Source organism: Escherichia fergusonii ATCC 35469 (assembly GCF_000026225.1).
Classification (GTDB): Bacteria; Pseudomonadota; Gammaproteobacteria; order Enterobacterales; family Enterobacteriaceae; genus Escherichia; species Escherichia fergusonii.
Genome location: NC_011740.1, coordinates 4486489 through 4505818, shown reverse-complemented (window position 1 = coordinate 4505818; position 19330 = coordinate 4486489). Strand labels below are relative to the sequence as shown.

17 protein-coding genes and 1 pseudogene are annotated in these 19330 nt (G+C 49.0%); 11 read left to right on the top strand and 7 right to left on the bottom strand.

Features of this window, described 5'->3' with window-relative positions:
* Positions 1 to 80: 80 nt before the first annotated feature.
* Together EFER_RS21950 and pobA are read right to left on the bottom strand one after the other, a co-directional pair.
* Positions 81 to 980 carry a helix-turn-helix domain-containing protein gene (locus tag EFER_RS21950; RefSeq protein ID WP_024256581.1) on the bottom strand — a complete coding sequence of 300 codons (900 nt, stop codon included), beginning with the start codon at positions 978 to 980 and terminating at the stop codon, positions 81 to 83.
* Between the two features lie 10 nt (positions 981 to 990).
* Complete coding sequence (gene pobA, locus EFER_RS21945) at positions 991 to 2175, bottom strand: 4-hydroxybenzoate 3-monooxygenase (protein ID WP_000857123.1); 1185 nt, start codon at positions 2173 to 2175, stop codon at positions 991 to 993.
* 289 nt (positions 2176 to 2464) lie between these two features.
* Between pobA and EFER_RS21940 the strand changes: the two genes are divergently transcribed.
* The 6 genes from EFER_RS21940 (at position 2465) to opgB (ending at position 8182) form a co-directional block, all read left to right on the top strand.
* Positions 2465 to 3241 (top strand): threonine/serine exporter family protein, encoded by a 777-nt coding sequence (locus EFER_RS21940; RefSeq protein ID WP_001192845.1) that lies wholly within the window; start codon positions 2465 to 2467, stop codon positions 3239 to 3241.
* Positions 3232 to 3705 carry a threonine/serine exporter gene (locus EFER_RS21935; protein WP_000538172.1) on the top strand — a complete coding sequence of 158 codons (474 nt, stop codon included), beginning with the start codon at positions 3232 to 3234 and terminating at the stop codon, positions 3703 to 3705. The genes EFER_RS21940 and EFER_RS21935 overlap by 10 nt, the downstream gene beginning before the upstream one ends.
* A gap of 107 nt (positions 3706 to 3812) precedes the next feature.
* Positions 3813 to 4352, top strand: coding sequence for a primosomal protein DnaT (gene dnaT / locus EFER_RS21930; protein ID WP_000098569.1), 540 nt, complete (start codon positions 3813 to 3815; stop codon positions 4350 to 4352).
* Between the two features lie 2 nt (positions 4353 to 4354).
* Entirely contained in the window at positions 4355 to 5092 is a 738-nt protein-coding gene (gene dnaC / locus EFER_RS21925; protein ID WP_002431706.1) for a DNA replication protein DnaC, read from the top strand.
* A gap of 50 nt (positions 5093 to 5142) precedes the next feature.
* Positions 5143 to 5637 (top strand): YjjA family protein, encoded by a 495-nt coding sequence (locus EFER_RS21920; protein WP_000858933.1) that lies wholly within the window; start codon positions 5143 to 5145, stop codon positions 5635 to 5637.
* A gap of 253 nt (positions 5638 to 5890) precedes the next feature.
* On the top strand, positions 5891 to 8182 hold the full coding sequence (gene opgB, locus EFER_RS21915; protein WP_001292693.1) for a phosphatidylglycerol--membrane-oligosaccharide glycerophosphotransferase: 2292 nt from the start codon (positions 5891 to 5893) through the stop codon (positions 8180 to 8182).
* An 83-nt stretch (positions 8183 to 8265) separates the two neighbouring features.
* Here opgB and EFER_RS21910 read toward each other — a convergent pair whose 3' ends face one another.
* Positions 8266 to 9054 (bottom strand): hypothetical protein, encoded by a 789-nt coding sequence (locus EFER_RS21910; RefSeq protein WP_024256580.1) that lies wholly within the window; start codon positions 9052 to 9054, stop codon positions 8266 to 8268.
* A gap of 162 nt (positions 9055 to 9216) precedes the next feature.
* Complete coding sequence (rlmG, locus tag EFER_RS21905; protein ID WP_000018680.1) at positions 9217 to 10353, bottom strand: 23S rRNA (guanine(1835)-N(2))-methyltransferase RlmG; 1137 nt, start codon at positions 10351 to 10353, stop codon at positions 9217 to 9219.
* An 84-nt stretch (positions 10354 to 10437) separates the two neighbouring features.
* Here rlmG and EFER_RS21900 point away from each other — a divergent pair, with 84 nt between their 5' ends.
* The 5 genes and pseudogenes from EFER_RS21900 (at position 10438) to sstT (ending at position 15485) form a co-directional block, all read left to right on the top strand.
* On the top strand, positions 10438 to 10941 hold the full coding sequence (locus tag EFER_RS21900) for a M48 metallopeptidase family protein (RefSeq protein WP_001295542.1): 504 nt from the start codon (positions 10438 to 10440) through the stop codon (positions 10939 to 10941).
* Between the two features lie 76 nt (positions 10942 to 11017).
* Positions 11018 to 11710 (top strand): annotated as a pseudogene (locus EFER_RS21895) (SanA/YdcF family protein).
* 85 nt (positions 11711 to 11795) lie between these two features.
* On the top strand, positions 11796 to 12782 hold the full coding sequence (locus EFER_RS21890; RefSeq protein ID WP_024256579.1) for a Gfo/Idh/MocA family protein: 987 nt from the start codon (positions 11796 to 11798) through the stop codon (positions 12780 to 12782).
* 282 nt (positions 12783 to 13064) lie between these two features.
* The gene (gene alx, locus EFER_RS21885) at positions 13065 to 14033 is read left to right on the top strand and encodes a TerC family membrane protein Alx (protein ID WP_001098799.1); all 969 of its coding nucleotides are present in this window, start codon (positions 13065 to 13067) and stop codon (positions 14031 to 14033) included.
* Positions 14034 to 14240: 207 nt separating this feature from the next.
* On the top strand, positions 14241 to 15485 hold the full coding sequence (sstT, locus tag EFER_RS21880; protein ID WP_000211670.1) for a serine/threonine transporter SstT: 1245 nt from the start codon (positions 14241 to 14243) through the stop codon (positions 15483 to 15485).
* A 3-nt stretch (positions 15486 to 15488) separates the two neighbouring features.
* On the opposite strand, the gene EFER_RS21875 is transcribed toward sstT, so the two are convergent.
* From EFER_RS21875 to uxaC, 3 genes are all read right to left on the bottom strand, one after another.
* Complete coding sequence (locus tag EFER_RS21875) at positions 15489 to 16055, bottom strand: YgjV family protein (RefSeq protein WP_000219551.1); 567 nt, start codon at positions 16053 to 16055, stop codon at positions 15489 to 15491.
* A gap of 76 nt (positions 16056 to 16131) precedes the next feature.
* Positions 16132 to 17619, bottom strand: a complete 1488-nt coding sequence (gene uxaA / locus EFER_RS21870; RefSeq protein ID WP_001199380.1) for an altronate dehydratase — start codon at positions 17617 to 17619, stop codon at positions 16132 to 16134.
* A 14-nt stretch (positions 17620 to 17633) separates the two neighbouring features.
* A complete protein-coding gene (uxaC, locus tag EFER_RS21865; protein WP_000187461.1) occupies positions 17634 to 19046 on the bottom strand; it encodes a glucuronate isomerase in 1413 nt (470 codons plus the stop codon).
* Positions 19047 to 19330 lie beyond the last annotated feature (284 nt).

Genomic DNA, 19330 nt, shown 5'->3' with positions numbered 1-19330 from the left:
AATCCTCATTGTATAAATCAAGAGAGTAGTATCACATAATACCTTATGCTATAGCGCTAACACATTTAAAATAACTTAATTCAATTGTTAGTTTCACTAATGTCATCTGAATTATTCATAATTCCACGATATGCTTTAGGTGACAGCAACGTGTGACGTTTAAAAAATCGCGAGAAATAAGCAACATCGCTAAAACCCAAATAATCTGCGATTTGGCTGATGGTCATTTGGGTGTATTGCAGACAGCGTTTAGCCTCCAGAATCAACCGTTCGTGTAATACCATTAATGCACTACAGTTATGAAATTCACGACATAATTGATTTAAATGCGTAACCGAGACACCAGTCCGCCGGGCATATTCTTTTAACGGTAAATGTTCCCGATACTGGCTTTCGATTTGCCTTGCGAACAAGCACATCACACTGCGCTTACGTTCACTGCTCCCTGAACGTGGCCGAAGAGGCTGTTCCTGCCTGGTTAACCATACCAACAGTGCACTCAACAGAGAGAACATCATCATTTCCCGGGCATCATTATCTTCATGATATTCCTGTTGTAACGCCGCAAATAATGTACGGATGTACTCGTGAGACCGCCCGACCGGAAAACATTGTGCAGTGTTTAACAACGAAAGCGGGCGTGGAAATTGCGATTCCATATGACTTAACAGTGGCAGGGCCAGTGAGAGAACATAACCCTCAGTGCCAGGTGAAAAGCGAAAACCATGTACGCATAATGCGGGAACGACTTGCAGGCAAGCCTCTTGCATGACCGTAGTTTTACCTTCAATTTCAATTTCCGCTTGCCCATGATGAAGATAGAGCAACTGCACCAGTTCCGCATGTTGATGCACGCGAATATGCCACTCATACTGACTGCTGCGTTGATGAATAGATTCACAATGCAGCAGCTCAGGTGTGGGCCAGCCTTGCCGTTCGCCATAGAGCTTAAAAACCGGAACTGTTGCCACACTTTGCATATTTTCTTTTTTATCCAACATTTTCAAAGGGTAAACCGACATAGTTCTCGGCAATAGTGGTCAGTCCGGCAACGGATTCCAGGTAGTAATGGCGATCTGCTTCCTGCATTTTGCGATCAAATTCACTTTTGTCCTGAAAGTCATGCAGAAGATGCGTCATAAACCAGCTAAAACGTTCCCCCTTCCAGACACGATTCAAAGCCAGTTGCGAATAACGCGCCAGCAAATCGGTCCGCCCGGCATGGTAATACTGTGTCAGGATACGCCAGAGATAATTCACATCAGACGCAGCCAGATTTAACCCTTTTGCTCCCGTTGGTGGCACGATATGTGCGGCATCCCCCACCAGAAATAATTTGCCATATTGCATGGGTTCCACCACATAACTACGCAAAGGCGCAATACTTTTCTCCAGTGAGTGACCAGTCACTAACTTTTCTGCCAACTCATGAGGTAAACGGCTCTTTAACTCCGCCCAGAAACGTTCATCACTCCATGCCTCGACCTGCTCGCTGAGGGGCACCTGCAAATAGTAACGGCTCCTGGTTAGTGAGCGCTGACTACAAAGTACAAAACCACGCTGATGATGCGCGTAAATCAGTTCCGGGTTGACCGGGGGTGTATCCGCCAACAAACCAAGCCAACCGAACGGCCACACACTTTCGTATTCACGAATCACATCACGGGGAATACTTTGCCGGGATACGCCATGAAAACCATCGCATCCGGCAATAAAGTCACACTCTACACGGCAGTGCTCGCCATCTTTTTCAAAGGTGACAGAGGGTCGGTCACTTTTGGCATCGTGAATCATGACCTGACTGACGCCATAAATGGTGGGCGCATCACTCTCATTTCGCGCTTGCATCAAATCGCGAGTGACTTCCGTTTGCCCGTAGACCATCACGTTTTTGCCATCGGTCAATTCACTGAGCGGAACTGGAATGCGTTTACCATCAAAAATAAATTCCACGCCATGATGTATCAGCCCTTCCCGATCCATACGTTTCGCGACACCCGCTTCCCGCAACAAATCTACCGTTCCACTTTCCAGAATCCCGGCCCGAATCCGCCCAAGCACATATTCTGGTGTTTGCCGCTCAATAATCAGGGTGCGGATACCCGCTTTATGCAACAACTGCCCCAATAACAGCCCGGAAGGCCCTGCGCCTATAATAGTCACCTGAGTTTTCATCAATCCTCCACATATGGTTAATTATTTGTATTAATAATGTTTAATGAAAGTTTCATGTTGCATTTTTGAGAAGCTGGAGAAAAAAAGAAGGGCAAATCGACGACAGTTTTTGGACTTTTCACCAATTTGTACGTTTTGTGGCACAGGTCATGTTCTGATTTTGCACAGAACGCTTATTTTTCCGCCGCAAATTTGATCTTTTACGTGGGCTCCGTCGTTACGCTTCATGATACAAAGAAGCCTTTTGCTACCCGGCGAGACGTCATCGCGATTTACAACAGAGTGAGTCATGCAAACAGAGCAATCGTTACAACGGTCGATCACACGATTATGTATTCAGTGCGGGCTTTTTTTGCTGCAACATGGTGCGGAAAGCGCACTGGTTGAGGAGCTCTCTACCCGCCTTGGTCGGGCGCTGGGTATGGACAGCGTGGAAAGCGCAATCTCATCTAACGCAATCGTCCTGACGACCATTAAAGATGGGCACTGCCTGACCACCACCCGTAAAAACCAGGATCACGGTATAAATATGCACGTGGTGACAGAGGTACAACACATCGTCATCCTCGCAGAACACAAGTTGCTGGATTACAAAGGGGTGGAGAGACGTTTCAGTCAAATAAAACCATTACGCTATCCACGATGGCTGGTTGCATTCATGGTCGGTCTTTCCTGCGCCTGCTTTTGTAAATTGAATAATGGGGGTTGGGATGGCGCAGTCGTAACATTTTTTGCCAGCCTGATAGCGATGTATATACGACTGACACTGGCACAACGACACCTTCATCCCCAAATTACCTTTTGTATTACAGCTTTTATCGCCACCACTATTTCGGGTTTGTTATTAAATCTCCCCATGTTCAGCCACACGCCCAATATTGCGATGGCAGCCAGTGTGTTGCTTCTGGTGCCGGGCTTTCCGTTAATCAACTCTGTCGCTGATATGTTTAAAGGGCATATCAATACAGGTCTTGCGCGTTGGGCAATCGCCAGTTTGCTAACGCTGGCAACGTGTGTGGGGGTAGTCATGGCATTAACTGCATGGGGACTTCGCGGATGGGTGTGATTGATTTTCTGCTTGCACTAATGCAAGACATGATTCTGGCGGCAATTCCTGCCATCGGCTTTGCCATGGTGTTTAATGTGCCGCATCGGGCACTGCCATGGTGTGGGCTCCTCGGTGCCATTGGTCATGGTTCGCGGATGATTATGATGGCTGCTGATTTCAATATTGAATGGTCAACATTTATGGCCTCACTGTTGGTTGGCAGTATCGGTATTCAGTGGTCGCGCTGGTATCTCGCGCATCCAAAGGTTTTTACTGTGGCAGCAGTGATTCCGATGTTTCCAGGTATTCCGGCGTATACAGCGATGATATCGGCAGTACAAATTAGCCATTTTGGGTACAGCGAAACATTAATGATTACCCTGTTAACCAATTTCCTGAAAGCCTCTTCTATCGTCGGGGCGCTTTCTATTGGCCTCTCTGTACCAGGGCTATGGTTGTATCGCAAACGCCCACGGGTATAACGACGTGATGTTGGAGATCGGCGCAGCATCCTGCCGATCTCTGTCTTCTGTGTGATACTATTAGTAGATCTCCCTTCTCGTGTGTTATTCCACTTTTGAGAAATAGTATGTCTTCCAGAATTTTGACCCCGGACGTTATCGGCATTGACGCCCTGGTACAGGATCATGCTGCCGTGCTGGCCAAATCTGCGAGTGGTACGGTAGCGGTATTTGCCAATAATGCTCCCGCCTTTTACGCCATCACCCCAGATCGTCTGGCGGCATTGCTGGCACTTGAAGAAAAATTATCGCAACCAGGTAGTGATGTCGCGTTGGATGCGCAGTTGTTTGAAGAACCACAATCTACTCCTGTTGCAGTGCCGATGGGGAAATTTGCCATGTATGCCGACTGGCAGCCAGATGCTGATTTTCAGCGACTGGCGGCACTATGGGGTGTTGCATTAAGAGAACCCGTCACAGCGGCAGAACTGGCTTCTTTTGTTGCTTACTGGCAGGCGGAAGGGAAAGTTTTTCATCATGTACAGTGGCAACAAAAGCTGGCACGCAGTGTCCAAATCAGCCGGGCCAGCAATGGCGGTATGCCGAAACGAGATGTAAACACGGTCAGTGAACCTGACAATCAAATTCCACCCGGTTTTAGAGGATGACCATGAAAAACGTTGGCGATCTGATGAAACGTCTGCAAAAGATGATGCCTGAGCATATCAAGCCTGCTTTTACCACAGGTGAAGAACTGCTGGCCTGGCAGAAAGAACAGGGCGCGATCCGTGCCGCCGCCCTGGCTCGAGAAAACCGGGCGATGAAAATGCAGCGTACCTTCAACCGTTCAGGTATTCGTCCTTTGCATCAAAACTGTTCGTTTGAAAACTACGTTGTGGAGTGCGAAGGGCAAATGAACGCTCTGAGCAAAGCACGACAGTATGTGGAAGAGTTTGACGGTAACATCGCCAGCTTTATCTTCTCTGGCAAACCGGGAACAGGTAAAAACCACCTGGCGGCGGCAATCTGTAATGAACTGCTGCTACGTGGGAAATCGGTATTAATCATTACCGTTGCAGACATTATGTCTGCTATGAAAGACACCTTTACAAATCGTGAAACAACGGAAGAACAACTGCTTAATGATCTCAGTAATGTCGATCTACTCGTGATCGACGAGATCGGGGTACAAACTGAATCGCGCTATGAAAAAGTGATCATTAACCAGATCGTGGATCGCCGCTCATCCTCCAAGCGTCCAACCGGAATGTTAACCAACAGCAATATGGAAGAGATGACAAAGCTACTTGGCGAACGCGTGATGGATCGTATGCGCCTGGGCAATAGCTTATGGGTGATCTTCAACTGGGAAAGTTACCGCAGCCGTGTGACCGGTAAAGAATATTAATTCTCTGGCGCGCCGTTGCGCCAGAAGCAACAACACAAAGAGTCATCAGGATGAAAACAACAAAATATCTGCTGTGCTGCGCGTTTGCCGCCAGTGCATTATTAAGCACCAGTACTTTTGCTGCGTCATGGAAAGATTCTCTTGCCAGCGCCGCCAGTGAACTGAATAAGCAAAACACCTCGTCTGGACAACAAGGCGGGCTTTCTCTTGCCACGCTAACGGGCCTGCTTAATGGCGACAATCAGGCACTCAGCTCAGGCAATATGAATAACGTAGCGGGTATTCTGCAATACTGCGTGAAGCAAAAACTGGCTTCCGTTACCGATGCTGAAAATGTCAAAAATCAGGTGCTGGAAAAACTGGGACTCAGTAGCGAAAAGCAAAAAGAGGATAGCAACTATCTGGATGGCATCGCTGGTTTGTTGAAAACCAAAGATGGTCAGCAACTGAATCTCGACAATATTGGCTCAACACCACTGGCGGAAAAAGTGAAAACTAAGGCCTGCGATTTGGTCTTAAAACAAGGGCTGAACTTTATTTCCTGATAATTCAACGCCACGTTTTAACCTTTTGAGGAGTAACGTGGCGTTAACCGCATTTTTTCTTATCTCCAGGTCCTTTCAGCCACTCGCTCACAAGCAGTGACGGTGATCAAAAAAGTTTATTTATAAACCAAATCTGAACAAAAATTGATTTTTTTGACACTACAATTGCGGCAATGTGACATCGTCGTTACATTGTGCAACCAGTAAAAAGATTGTCTGCCAGTTGCCCGCTGGATTGAAAGAGGATCGTCAGTTGTCAGAGTTACTCTCCTTTGCCCTTTTCCTCGCTTCCGTGCTGATTTATGCCTGGAAAGCAGGTCGTAACACCTGGTGGTTTGCCGCCACGCTGACGGTGCTTGGGTTATTTGTTGTGCTCAATATCACCCTATATGCTAGCGATTATTTTACTGGTGACGGCATCAATGATGCAGTGCTTTACACGCTGACAAATAGCCTGACTGGCGCGGGCATTGGCAAGTATATTCTGCCAGGCGTTGGTATTGTGCTGGCGCTGACTGCAGTTTTTGTTTCGCTGGGTTGGATCCTGCGCCGTCGTCGTCATCACCCGCACCATTTTGGTTATAGCTTACTGGCTCTGCTCTTAGCGCTGGGCTCTGTAGATGCCAGTCCGGCATTTCGGCAGATTACGGAACTGGTTAAGTCGCAGACTCGCGATGGCGATCCCGATTTTGCTATTTACTACAAAGAACCGGCAAAAACGATCCCGAATCCGAAACTGAATCTGGTGTATATCTATGGCGAAAGTCTTGAGCGCACCTATTTTGATAACGAGGCCTTCCCGGATCTGACGCCAGAGCTGGGGGCAATTAAAAATGAAAGCATGGATTTCAGCCACACGATGCAGCTACCTGGTACGGATTACACCATTGCCGGAATGGTTGCCTCGCAGTGTGGAATTCCTCTGTTTGCGCCTTTTGAGGGTAACGCCTCGGCGTCAGTTTCCAGCTTCTTTCCACAAAATATCTGTCTTGGCGATATCCTGAAAAACTCCGGTTATCAGAATTATTTTGTCCAAGGGGCCAATTTGCGCTTTGCGGGCAAAGATGTGTTCCTGAAATCTCACGGTTTTGATCATCTGTACGGTGCAGAAGAGTTAAAAGGTGTCGTAGCCGATCCAACCTACCGCAATGACTGGGGCTTTTACGACGATACGGTGCTTGATGAAGCCTGGAAAAAATTTGAAGAGCTTTCCCGGTCTGGTCAGCGGTTTTCATTATTCACACTGACGGTGGACACTCACCACCCTGACGGTTTTATCTCCCGTACCTGCAATCGCAAACGGTATGACTTTGATGGTAAACAAAATCAATCGTTTAGCGCAGTGAGCTGCAGCCAGGAAAATATTGCTACTTTCATTAATAAAATCAAAGCATCGCCGTGGTTTAAAAACACGGTGATTGTGGTTTCGTCAGATCATCTGGCAATGAATAACACGGCGTGGAAATACCTGAACAAACAGGATCGTAATAACCTGTTTTTTGTACTGCGTGGTGATAAACCACAACAGGAAACGCTGGCGGTGAAGCGTAATACGATGGATAACGGCGCAACCGTACTGGATATCCTTGGTGGCGATAATTTTCTTGGTCTTGGCCGTAGCAGTTTGTCCGGGCAGTCGATGTCGGAAATTTTCCTGAATATCAAAGAGAAAACACTGGCCTGGAAGCCAGATATAATTCGGCTGTGGAAATTCCCGAAAGAGATAAAAGCGTTCACAATCGATCAGGATAAAAACACCATTGCGTTTTCTGGCAGCCATTTCCGCTTACCGCTGCTGCTACGTGTTTCCGATAAACGTGTAGAACCACTGCCTGAAAGTGAATATTCTGCCCCACTGCGCTTCCAGTTGGCGGACTTCGCCCCACGCGATAACTTTGTCTGGGTCGATCGCTGCTACAAAATGGCGCGGCTGTGGGCACCTGAATTATCGCTTTCTACCGACTGGTGTGTGTCTCAAGGGCAACTGGGCGGAGAACAACGTGTACAGCATGTTGATAAACCACAATGGCAGGGTAAAACCGCTTTCAAAGATACGGTTATCGATATGGAGCGCTATAAAGGTAACGTCGATACGCTGAAAATCGTTGATAACGATATCCGTTATAAAGCCGACAGTTTTATCTTTAATGTCGCAGGCGCGCCGGAAGAGGTAAAACAATTCAGTGGCATTTCCCGCCCGGAGTCGTGGGGACGTTGGTCCAACGCCCAACTGGGTGATGAAGTGAAAATTGAATACAACGCACCGCTGCCGAAGAAATTTGATTTGGTGATTACTGCCAAAGCCTACGGCACGAACGCCAGCAAACCGATACCCGTTCGCATTGGTAATGAAGAACAGACAATGGTGCTGGGTAATGAAGTCACTACCACCACGCTGCATTTTGATAACCCCAACAGCGCCAGTACCGTAGTAATTGTGCCGCCGGAACCCATCGCCACCAACGAGGGGAATATCCTGGGGCATTCACCACGAAAACTGGGGATTGGTATGGTTGAAATCAAAGTTGTTGAGCGTGAAGGTTAGCGAGCTTGAGTGCCAGCGGTGGCGTGCAAGTACTTGTACGCCACCGCTGGCAGATAACGCGCTCATGCTGTTTCTATTAATTTTTAATTACGACAATCAAGAACGTTATATTTAAACTCTCTTTTTTCATATCCCTGGGTAAAACGATATATTACCTGAAACCCTTTTACCTGAATAACGTTTACCCAACAAAAACGCTTAAAGTCGCTTTTTGTTTTATCGTACCATTCTGTAGCATTTAATGTTTTTAAATTCTTTGTGTCATATTCCATAACCAATGATTTATCTTCAATATAAAAATTCATTAACGTTACATTATTGTCAATTTTAATCGGTAGTTTAGATCTTTCTCTTTCGACCTCAATAGCTTTGACATACTCTCCCCAAAGATTCTGGACTAAGTAATCATTTATTTTCATCGAGATAAACACTCCGGCCCCAAAAACCAACACCATAGCGATGAAGAGTTTAAAAGCATCTTTCCTCAGTCGGTATTCAAGACTAATTCCTTCTTTTCTCTCCCGAGAAGAAAGTCGAACAGCCACAACGGTGCAGCAAAAAAAATAAATACCCAAAGGCCACAGCAGATTGAACCGTGTGTATCCCGTATCAATAATAATAGCACATTGATTTACAATATAAAAAAATATGGACAGCCAGGCACAAATCTGTATTTTTTTATAAATCCCAACGGAAATAATTAACCACATTATGGCGATAAATATATTTATCACCGTGTAGAAAATGTTATTCGAAACTAAACTTGACGGTAAAAAAAAGGGGAGAAAGGTCATAAAAGAGGTAATAAAACTAATGAACGCACCAATATTAATTGCGCCATTAATTCCTTTTGCTTTAAAGAATCCCTTCATATATTCACACGACCTATAATTAAAGTGCATTATTTATTGTGGAATAATACGCTTTAATTACTTTCCCGCAACGTCACCAATGACCAGTACCCGGCAAGAAAGAAGTAAACCAATATTTACCGGACCAGGAACTGACACCTGATCCGGCATTACAAACAAGACTTACCGACGACGCCCCAGCTTCACCGCTTTCAGCACCACAAATTTATTATTCGTCGCAATAGTGGTGCAGTTGCCGAAAATCTTCTTCAGTTTATGGAAGTAATCCAGGTGACGGTTGGCAACGATATACAGCTCGCCGTTGATTTTCAGGCAGCGGCGGGCATGGTGGAACATCTCCCAGGCGACGTTATCAGTCAGCGCATGTTGCTGATGAAACGGCGGGTTGCAGAGCACAGCATTAAAGCGGAAAGGCTCCACGCCGGAGAGCGCGTTGTTGATCATAAACTCGCAGCGATCCAACGCCTCGGGCATGTTGGTTTCAACGTTCAAACGGCTGGAAGCAACCGCCATCGGTGATTCATCGACAAACACCACTTTCGCCTGCGGGTTTTTATCAAGCAGTGTCAGGCCAATAACGCCGTTACCACAGCCGAGATCGACAATCTCACCTTCGAGATTTTCCGGCAGATGTTGCATAAAGAAGCGCGCGCCGATATCAAGCCCGGTGCGGGAGAAGACATTCGCATGGTTGTGGATAGTCCAGTCAGTACCTTCCAGCTTCCAGCTAACGGTCTGCGGCGCATCGGCCAGCAGCGGTTCATTGAAAGCGCAATTAATCAGGCGAGCTTTTTTCCATGCCAGCGTGGTGGTGGTCGGGCCGAGCACTTTTTCGAACAGTTCCAGCGTGGAAGTGTGAATGTCACGGGCTTTGGCACCGGCAATAATACGTGTATCCGACGTGACCACTTTGCGCAGCGCACGCAGTTGCTGTTCCAGCAATGCCAGTGTTTTCGGCACTTTGATCAGCACCACACCCGGCTGTTGCGGGTAGTCGGCGGTGCTGTCGAGAAACTTCACGCTCGACTCATCAATCCCGTTGAGGCGTAAATTCTCGCGCGTCGCCAGTTCGCTGATGTATGAGTCGCCAATGCTGTACGGCTTATGTTCCGCCAGTGCACAACTTAACGCACCAAAGGCATCATTCAGGATCAACACCGGGCCGCGGATTTCTGTGTCGTCCAACTGTTGCAGCAAATATTCATCCGCCGCTTCCCACGCCTGTAGCGGGTTAACGTCATCCGTCGCCGGAAAACGTTGTAATGTCAGTGAACGGAAACCGTTGTCTAAGTGGCTCATCGGCCCTCCTGAATGATAAAATTTCGACGTTGCCCCTGAAAAGGGTGCGTGAGTATACCCTTTTTCTCTTTTTCGTGGGCGGTTATGAGCAATCTTACTTATCTTCAGGGTTATCCCGAGCAGCTACTTTCCCAGGTGCGCACGCTGATTAATGAACAGCGTCTGGGCGATGTGCTGGCAAAACGCTATCCAGGAACGCACGACTACGCCACCGATAAAGCCCTCTGGCAATATACTCAGGATCTGAAGAATCAGTTTCTGCGCAATGCCCCGCCGATCAATAAGGTGATGTATGACAATAAGATTCATGTGCTGAAAAACGCGCTCGGGTTACATACCGCTGTTTCGCGTGTGCAGGGCGGCAAGCTGAAAGCAAAAGCAGAGATCCGCGTCGCTACTGTGTTTCGTAACGCGCCAGAACCGTTTTTGCGCATGATCGTGGTGCACGAGTTGGCGCACCTGAAGGAGAAAGAGCACAACAAAGCGTTTTACCAGTTGTGCTGTCATATGGAACCGCAGTACCACCAGCTTGAGTTCGACACCCGGCTGTGGCTAACGCAGTTGTCGCTTGGGCAGGACAAAATCTGAAAATAATTTCAGGCGTTATCTTTTCCTCCTTTAGCGCCTAAAATCGACCTCCCCCCTTTCGTTAAGGATAACGACCATGCTGCGCGCATTTGCCCGCCTTCTTCGCCGCGTTTGTTTTTCTCGCCGGACTCTAAAGATTGCCTGCTTACTGTTACTTGTGGCAGGAGCGACAATTTTTATCGCCGATCGCGCAATGGTCAACGCCAGCAAACAGCTGACCTGGAGCGATGTTAACGCCGTTCCGGCGCGTAACGTGGGTTTATTGTTGGGGGCGAGGCCGGGTAATCGCTACTTTACCCGACGTATTGATACCGCAGCAGAGTTGTACCACGCCGGAAAAGTGAAATGGCTGCTGGTCAGTGGCGATAACGGACGTAAAAATTACGATGAAACGTCAGGCATGCAGCAGGCTTTGATCGCTAAAGGCGTACCAGCAAAAGTGATCTTCTGCGACTATGCCTGATTCTCAACGCTTGATTCGGTAGTGCGTGCCAAAAAAGTGTTTGGGGAAAACCATATCACCATTATTTCGCAAGAATTTCATAACCAACGCGCCATCTGGCTGGCAAAGCAATATGGCATTGATGCCATCGGCTTTAACGCGCCGGACCTGAATATGAAGCACGGTTTATATACTCAACTGCGGGAAAAACTTGCCAGAGTCAGCGCGGTGATTGATGCGAAAATCCTCCATCGACAGCCGAAATATCTCGGGCCGTCGGTCATGATTGGGCCGTTTAGCGAGCATGGCTGTCCGGCGCAGAAATAATGCGTATCTGCGCACTGCGCACGTCGAAGATGAAAAAGGCGTGCTACATTGACGGCAGAATCCCTTTATGGAGTATCCACGCGTTATGATACGTTTCGCTGTGATTGGCACGAACTGGATCACCCGCCAGTTCGTCGAGGCCGCCCATGAGAGCGGTAAATACAAGTTAACCACCGTCTATTCCCGCAGCCTTGAACAGGCCCAGCACTTCGCCAATGATTTTTCTGTCGAGCATCTGTTTACGTCGCTGGAAGCGATGGCGAAAAGCGATGCCATTGACGCGGTGTATATTGCCAGCCCGAATGCCCTGCACTTTTCCCAGACACAACTTTTCCTTAGCCACAAGATACATGTGATTTGCGAGAAACCGCTGGCGTCGAATCTGGCGGAAGTGGATGCAGCCATTGCCTGTGCGCGGGAAAATCAGGTGGTGCTGTTTGAGGCATTTAAAACCGCCAGCCTGCCGAATTTTCATTTGTTGCGCCAGGCGCTGCCGAAAGTCGGCAAATTGCGTAAAGTCTTTTTCAACTATTGCCAGTATTCCTCGCGATATCAGCGTTATCTGGACGGCGAGAATCCCAACACCTTCAATCCGGCATTCTCCAACGGTTCAATTATGGATATCGGCTTTTACTGTCTGGCGTCGGCGGTGGCGTTATTTGGTGAGCCGAAAAGCGTGCAAGCGACCGCCAGTTTGCTGGCAAGCGGTGTGGATGCCCACGGCGTGGTGGTGATGGATTACGGTGATTTCAGCGTTACGTTGCAGCACTCAAAAGTGAGCGATTCTGTCCTGGCAAGCGAGATTCAGGGCGAAGCGGGATCGCTGGTGATTGAAAAACTGTCTGAATGCCAGAAAGTGTGTTTTGTGCCGCGCGGCAGCCAGATGCAGGATCTCACTCAGCCGCAGCATATTAATACCATGCTCTACGAAGCAGAGCTGTTTGCTGAACTGGTGGATGAACATCTGGTGGATCATCCAGGGTTGGCGGTCAGTCGCATCACCGCCAAACTGCTGACCGAGATCCGCCGCCAGACGGGGGTGATTTTTCCGGCAGATAGCGTAAAACAATAATGGTTACCGTAAAGCAGTGTAAAAGGCATGTAACAGACCATTGACTGGGTGAATGGTCTGTCATACTTTGTTACCTGCAAAGGGGAGTAACTTCATTGTCGGTCGATCGTCATTACGATGTGTGAAAAACCACATCCGGTCACCGGGCAACCCGAAAGGAATACGCAGACGTATTCCTTTTTTGTTGTAAGTGAGACCTTGCCGGAAGGCGAGGTCTATGCATAAAAAGCAGCGGCTGACGTCTTCCGACGTTGGCCGTTTTTTTATGTGTAAGGAACTTCTATGAATACTGTCGGCACGCCATTGTTATGGGGCGGATTCGCTGTTGTTGTCGCCATTATGCTGGCTATCGACCTGTTGTTACAGGGGCGTCGTGGGGCACATGCCATGACCATGAAACAGGCTGCGGCCTGGTCGCTGGTCTGGGTGACGCTGTCTTTACTGTTTAACGCCGCTTTCTGGTGGTATCTGGTGCAAACCGAAGGTCGCGCCGTTGCCGATCCACAGGCACTGGCCTTTCTCACCGGTTATCTGATTGAGAAATCGCTGGCGGTCGATAACGTCTTTGTCTGGCTGATGTTGTTCAGCTATTTCTCTGTCCCGGCGGCGTTACAACGGCGCGTGCTGGTGTATGGCGTACTCGGGGCGATTGTTCTGCGTACCATCATGATCTTCACTGGCAGTTGGCTGATTTCGCAGTTCGACTGGATCCTGTATATCTTCGGTGCCTTCCTGCTGTTTACCGGTGTGAAGATGGCGCTCGCCCATGAAGATGAATCAGGCATTGGCGACAAGCCGCTGGTGCGCTGGCTGCGCGGTCATTTGCGCATGACCGACACCATCGACAACGAGCATTTCTTTGTGCGTAAGAATGGTTTGTTGTATGCCACGCCGCTGATGCTGGTACTGATTCTGGTGGAGTTGAGCGACGTGATTTTCGCCGTGGATAGCATTCCGGCTATCTTCGCCGTGACCACCGATCCGTTTATTGTGCTGACCTCAAACCTGTTTGCGATCCTCGGCCTGCGTGCGATGTATTTCCTGCTGGCGGGCGTAGCAGAACGTTTCTCGATGCTCAAATATGGTCTGGCGGTGATTCTGGTGTTTATCGGTATCAAGATGCTGATTGTCGACTTCTACCATATTCCGATCGCCGTTTCGCTGGGTGTGGTGTTTGGCATTCTGGTACTGACTCTTATCGTCAATGCCTGGGTGAATTATCAGCACGATAAAAAACAACAGATGCAGTAACCAAAGCGCCGGGAAGTGCAACGCTTCCCGGCACAATTGTAATAATTTAGTTAAAAACTATGACGCGCCGCGTAATTTCCAGCATTTTACGCTTCCCCGAACGTAATCTTTCCTTATACTCACTCAGGTAAACACCTTATTACATCCAGAAAGATGCACTAACAAAGCGCACATTGGATGAGCAACATCACACCAAGGATCACAAAAATGACTACGCAACGTTCGCCGGGGCTGCTTCAGCGTTTGGCTCAGGGAAGCCTGGTAAAACAAATATTGGTCGGTCTCGTTCTCGGGATCATTCTGGCATGGGTTTCAAAACCTGCAGCTGAAGCTGTCGGTCTGTTAGGCACCTTATTCGTTGGCGCACTGAAAGCGGTTGCTCCGGTTCTTGTGCTGATGCTGGTTATGGCTTCTATTGCTAACCACCAGCACGGGCAAAAAACCAGTATTCGCCCGATTCTGTTTCTCTATCTGTTAGGTACTTTTACTGCTGCACTGACGGCGGTAGTTTTCAGCTTCGCCTTCCCTTCAACACTACAACTCACCACTGGTGCAGGCGATATCACACCGCCATCCGGCATTGTGGAAGTCATGCGCGGCCTGCTGATGAGCATGGTATCTAACCCAATTGATGCTCTGCTGAAAGGTAATTATATCGGCATTCTGGTATGGGCAATTGGCCTCGGCTTTGCACTGCGCCACGGTAACGAGACAACAAAAAACCTGATTAATGATATGTCCAGTGCCGTCACCTTTATGGTGAAACTGGTGATTCGCTTCGCTCCCATTGGTATTTTCGGCCTGGTCTCTTCCACACTGGCAACTACCGGGTTTGATGCACTGTGGGGGTACGCGCAACTGCTAATGGTGTTGGTTGGCTGTATGCTGCTGGTTGCACTGGTGATAAACCCGTTACTGGTATGGTGGAAAATTCGTCGTAATCCGTTCCCGCTGGTGCTGACCTGCCTGCGCGAAAGTGGCGTATACGCCTTCTTTACCCGCAGCTCTGCGGCCAATATTCCGGTGAATATGGCGTTATGTGAAAAACTGAATCTTGATCGCGATACCTATTCCGTTTCTATTCCACTGGGCGCCACCATCAATATGGCAGGTGCGGCAATCACCATCACCGTATTAACACTGGCAGCGGTACATACTCTGGGTGTTCCGGTGGATCTGCCGACAGCATTATTATTGAGTGTAGTGGCTTCGCTGTGTGCTTGTGGTGCTTCCGGCGTCGCGGGCGGCTCGCTGTTACTGATTCCGCTGGCCTGCAATATGTTCGGTATTCCGAACGATATTGCCATGCAAGTGGTTGCCGTTGGCTTTATTATCGGCGTATTGCAGGACTCCTGTGAAACCGCCCTGAACTCCTCCACTGACGTACTGTTCACTGCTGCGGCCTGCATGGCGGAAGACGAACGTCTGTCAAACAACGCGCTACGTAACTAAATCTTAGCCCCTTTCGTCTACAGCGGAAGGGGCTTTTTCTTGCTTGTTTTTCTCGACGATAAACGGGTCAATTCCTCTCTTCTGCATACGCCAGAAACGAATAATGTTCAGGCCGTTCATCAGCAGAAAGCTTCCTTCAATCATCGTGCCACCAATCGATCCAGCCCAAATATTGTGAGTTAACCAGCAACAGGTGGAGAACCACATCACACAGCGCATAGTCAGGCCTTTAAAGCGAAATAATGCCCAGGTACTGATGACAGTACCGACTACGGGTAGTAATTCCATTGGGTGCTGAAACTTCGCCAGACCAAAGCCACCTGTCAAAACGATAAATATCGCCATAACCCACAGACTACGCGTACGTAAAGTAATTAACGTACGAATAGCATTAAGAATAGAACTGGCTCCAGCAGGAAATACCCCCAGCAGAAAAAAATGTATGCCAATAAATACACTGTAGATGGAAAGCTGTACTTTGAAGCGACGCTCATCGCGGTTGAAGAAGGTGGTGATCCCAATCAGAAAGGCTATGACGCCAACCCCCTGGGCCAACCAGTAGACGGTCATGGAAGATCCTTGTCAGTAATGGAAAAATAAACGGCGATTCAATAAATGAAACGCCGTTTATTAAAATATATCAGGTTTATAGCGTTACGCCGCTTTTAAAAATTGCCAGTTCTCGGAAGTCATTACGCTCGTTGCAGGTTTGCTTACCGTTGGCAAACTCAACAATAGTGTCGATAAATTCTTCCAGCAACTGCGGCATCGCTTTACCGTGGATCAGCTGACCAGCGTCAAAGTCGATCCAGTGTTTTTTCTTCGCCGCCAGTTCACTGTTGGTGGCGATTTTCACCGTTGGCACAAATCCACCATACGGCGTACCACGACCAGTACTGAACAGCACCATATGGCAGCCCGCACCCGCCAGGGCGCTGGTCGCTACGGCATCGTTACCCGGCGCACTTAACAAGTTTAGCCCCGGCGTTTTCAGACGCTCGCCGTAACGCAGCACGTCAACCACTTTGCTGGAACCCGCTTTTTGTGTACAGCCGAGGGATTTGTCTTCCAGTGTGGTAATACCGCCCGCTTTGTTCCCCGGTGATGGGTTTTCGTATATCGGCTGGTCATGCGCAATAAAGTACTGCTTGAAGTCATTGACCATGGTGACCAGTTTTTCAAACGTTGCTTCGTCGCGGCAATGACTCATCAGTAACTGCTCTGCGCCAAACATCTCCGGCACTTCGGTTAGTACGGTAGTACCGCCGTTAGCAATTACGTAGTCAGAGAAACGCCCCAGCATTGGGTTAGCGGTAATACCAGAAAGACCGTCAGAACCACCACATTCCAGACCAAACTTCAGTTCGCTGAGTTTGCCCGGCTCGCGCTTGTCGTTGCGCATCACGTTATACAACTGATGCAAATGCTCGATCCCGGCTTCGATCTCATCATCCTGCTGTTGGCAAATCATGAAATGAACGCGTTCAGGATCGATATCACCCAGCGTTTCACGGAATGCGGCAACCTGGTTGTTTTCACAGCCCAGACCAATTACCAGCACCGCGCCTGCGTTCGGGTGGCGCACCATGTTTTGCAGCATGGTGCGGGTATTGATGTGATCGTCACCCAGCTGCGAGCAGCCGTAGGTGTGGCTGAAGAGGAACACGCCGTCAGTGCCTTCGGCGTTGTTGGTCTCTTTCAGAAAACGGTTCTGGATCTGTCGTGCGATGCCGTTGACACAGCCTACGGTTGGCAGGATCCACAGCTCGTTACGCACCCCGACATCGCCGTTAGCGCGACGATAGATCTGCACTTCACGATCTGCCGCTTGCGCAGGCAGATCCTGAAAATCAGGTTGATAGCGATACTGATCCAGATCGCTCAGATTCGTGCGCGTATTGTGGGCGTGAACGTGTTCCCCCGCCGCAATATCCGCCAATGCATAACCAATCGGCAGGCCATATTTAATGACGTTGGCCCCTTTTGCGATATCCGTTAACGCAAATTTATGTCCACGAGCAACATCCTGGCGCAGCGTAACAGTCTGGTTATCGACACTGACTTCTGTGCCTTCAGCCAAATCAGCTAAAGCGACCGCGACGTTATCCAGCGCATGGATCTTGATGTATTGCATATCAACCCCAGACCTTAGTTCAGTTCAATGGCGAAGTAGTCACGCGCATTGTTAAAGCAAATATTTTTCACCATCTCGCCCAGCAGGTTGATGTCCGCCGGTGCTTCGCCCGCTTCCACCCAGCGACCGATCATCTGGCACAGAATACGGCGGAAGTATTCGTGACGGGTGTATGACAGGAAGCTACGGCTGTCAGTCAGCATACCGACAAAGCGGCTCAGCAGACCGAGCTGCGCCAGTTGAGTCATCTGACGTTCCATACCGTCTTTCTGGTCGTTAAACCACCAGCCGGAACCGAACTGCATTTTGCCCGGCATACCTTCGCCCTGGAAGTTACCGATCATGGTGCCCAGCACTTCGTTATCGCGCGGGTTCAGGCAGTAGAGAATAGTTTTCGGTAGCAGGTTTTCTTCGTTCTGTTTGCTCAGCAGCTTGGACAACTCTTCCGCCATCGGACGGTCATTAATGGAGTCAAAGCCTACATCCGGCCCCAGCAGTTTGAACTGACGCAGGTTGTTATTACGCAGCGCGCCAATGTGGTACTGCTGCACCCAACCGCGACGCGCGTATTCGGCACCAAGGAACACCAGCACCGCAGTTTTGAACTGTGCCACTTCGTGCTCGCTCAGGGTTTCGCCAGCCAGACGGCGCGCCAGGATGCTGTCCAGCTCCGCTTCGTTCGCTTCTGCAAACATCACCACGTCCAGCGCGTGGTCAGACACTTTACAGCCGTGAGCGGCGAAGTGATCCAGACGTTTGGTCAGGGCAGTTTGCAGATCAGCAAAGCGGCGAATGTCCGTATCGGAAACTTCACCCAGCTTCGCCATGTAGTCATTAAAGGTCGCCTGTTCGATGTTGAAGGCTTTGTCCGGACGCCAGCTCGGCAGCACTTTAATGGTGAAAGAGCCGTCTTTGGCGATCTCTGCGTGATGCTCCAGAGAATCGATCGGATCGTCGGTGGTGCCGACCATTTTCACGTTCATCTGCTGCATGATGCCGCGCGCAGAGAAGTTATCCTGTGCCAGCAGTTCGTTACACTGATTCCAGATTTCATCAGCAGTAGAAGGAGAAAGCAGTTTACCTGTAATACCAAATGGGCGACGCAGCTCCAGGTGCGTCCAGTGGTATAACGGGTTGCCGATAGTGTGAGGAACCGTTGCCGCCCATGCGTCAAATTTCTCACGGTCAGATGCGTCGCCAGTACACAGACGCTCTGCCACACCGTTAGTACGCATTGCACGCCATTTATAGTGATCGCCTTTCAGCCAAATGTCATACAGGTTTTTGAAACGGTAGTCTTCCGCGATTTGCTGCGGTGGCAAATGGCAGTGGTAGTCAAAAATCGGCTGATCTTTGGCGTATTCATGGTACAGGCGGCGGGCAAATTCGGTATCTAACAGGAAATCTTCAGTCATAAACGGAGTCATTATCGTCTTCCTCTCACGAGTGAGTCAGCTTGCTTATATAGCGATGCTGACAAAGTTATCACACCAATTTCCATAGTCCGAAGCTATTTTCGTGAGTTAGATCAATAAACCTGAACAAAAAAATTACCCTCAAAGTAGTAAATCACGCCGCAGGCCGCGCCAGTTCTGGCATTGACGCAGCCTGACAATGTCCACACAAAGATTCACACATTTGTGATGGCACTCACCTTTTAAAGTTGTATGACAAGTTATCTTTCTGCCGTCGCGATATATACACCGACTGA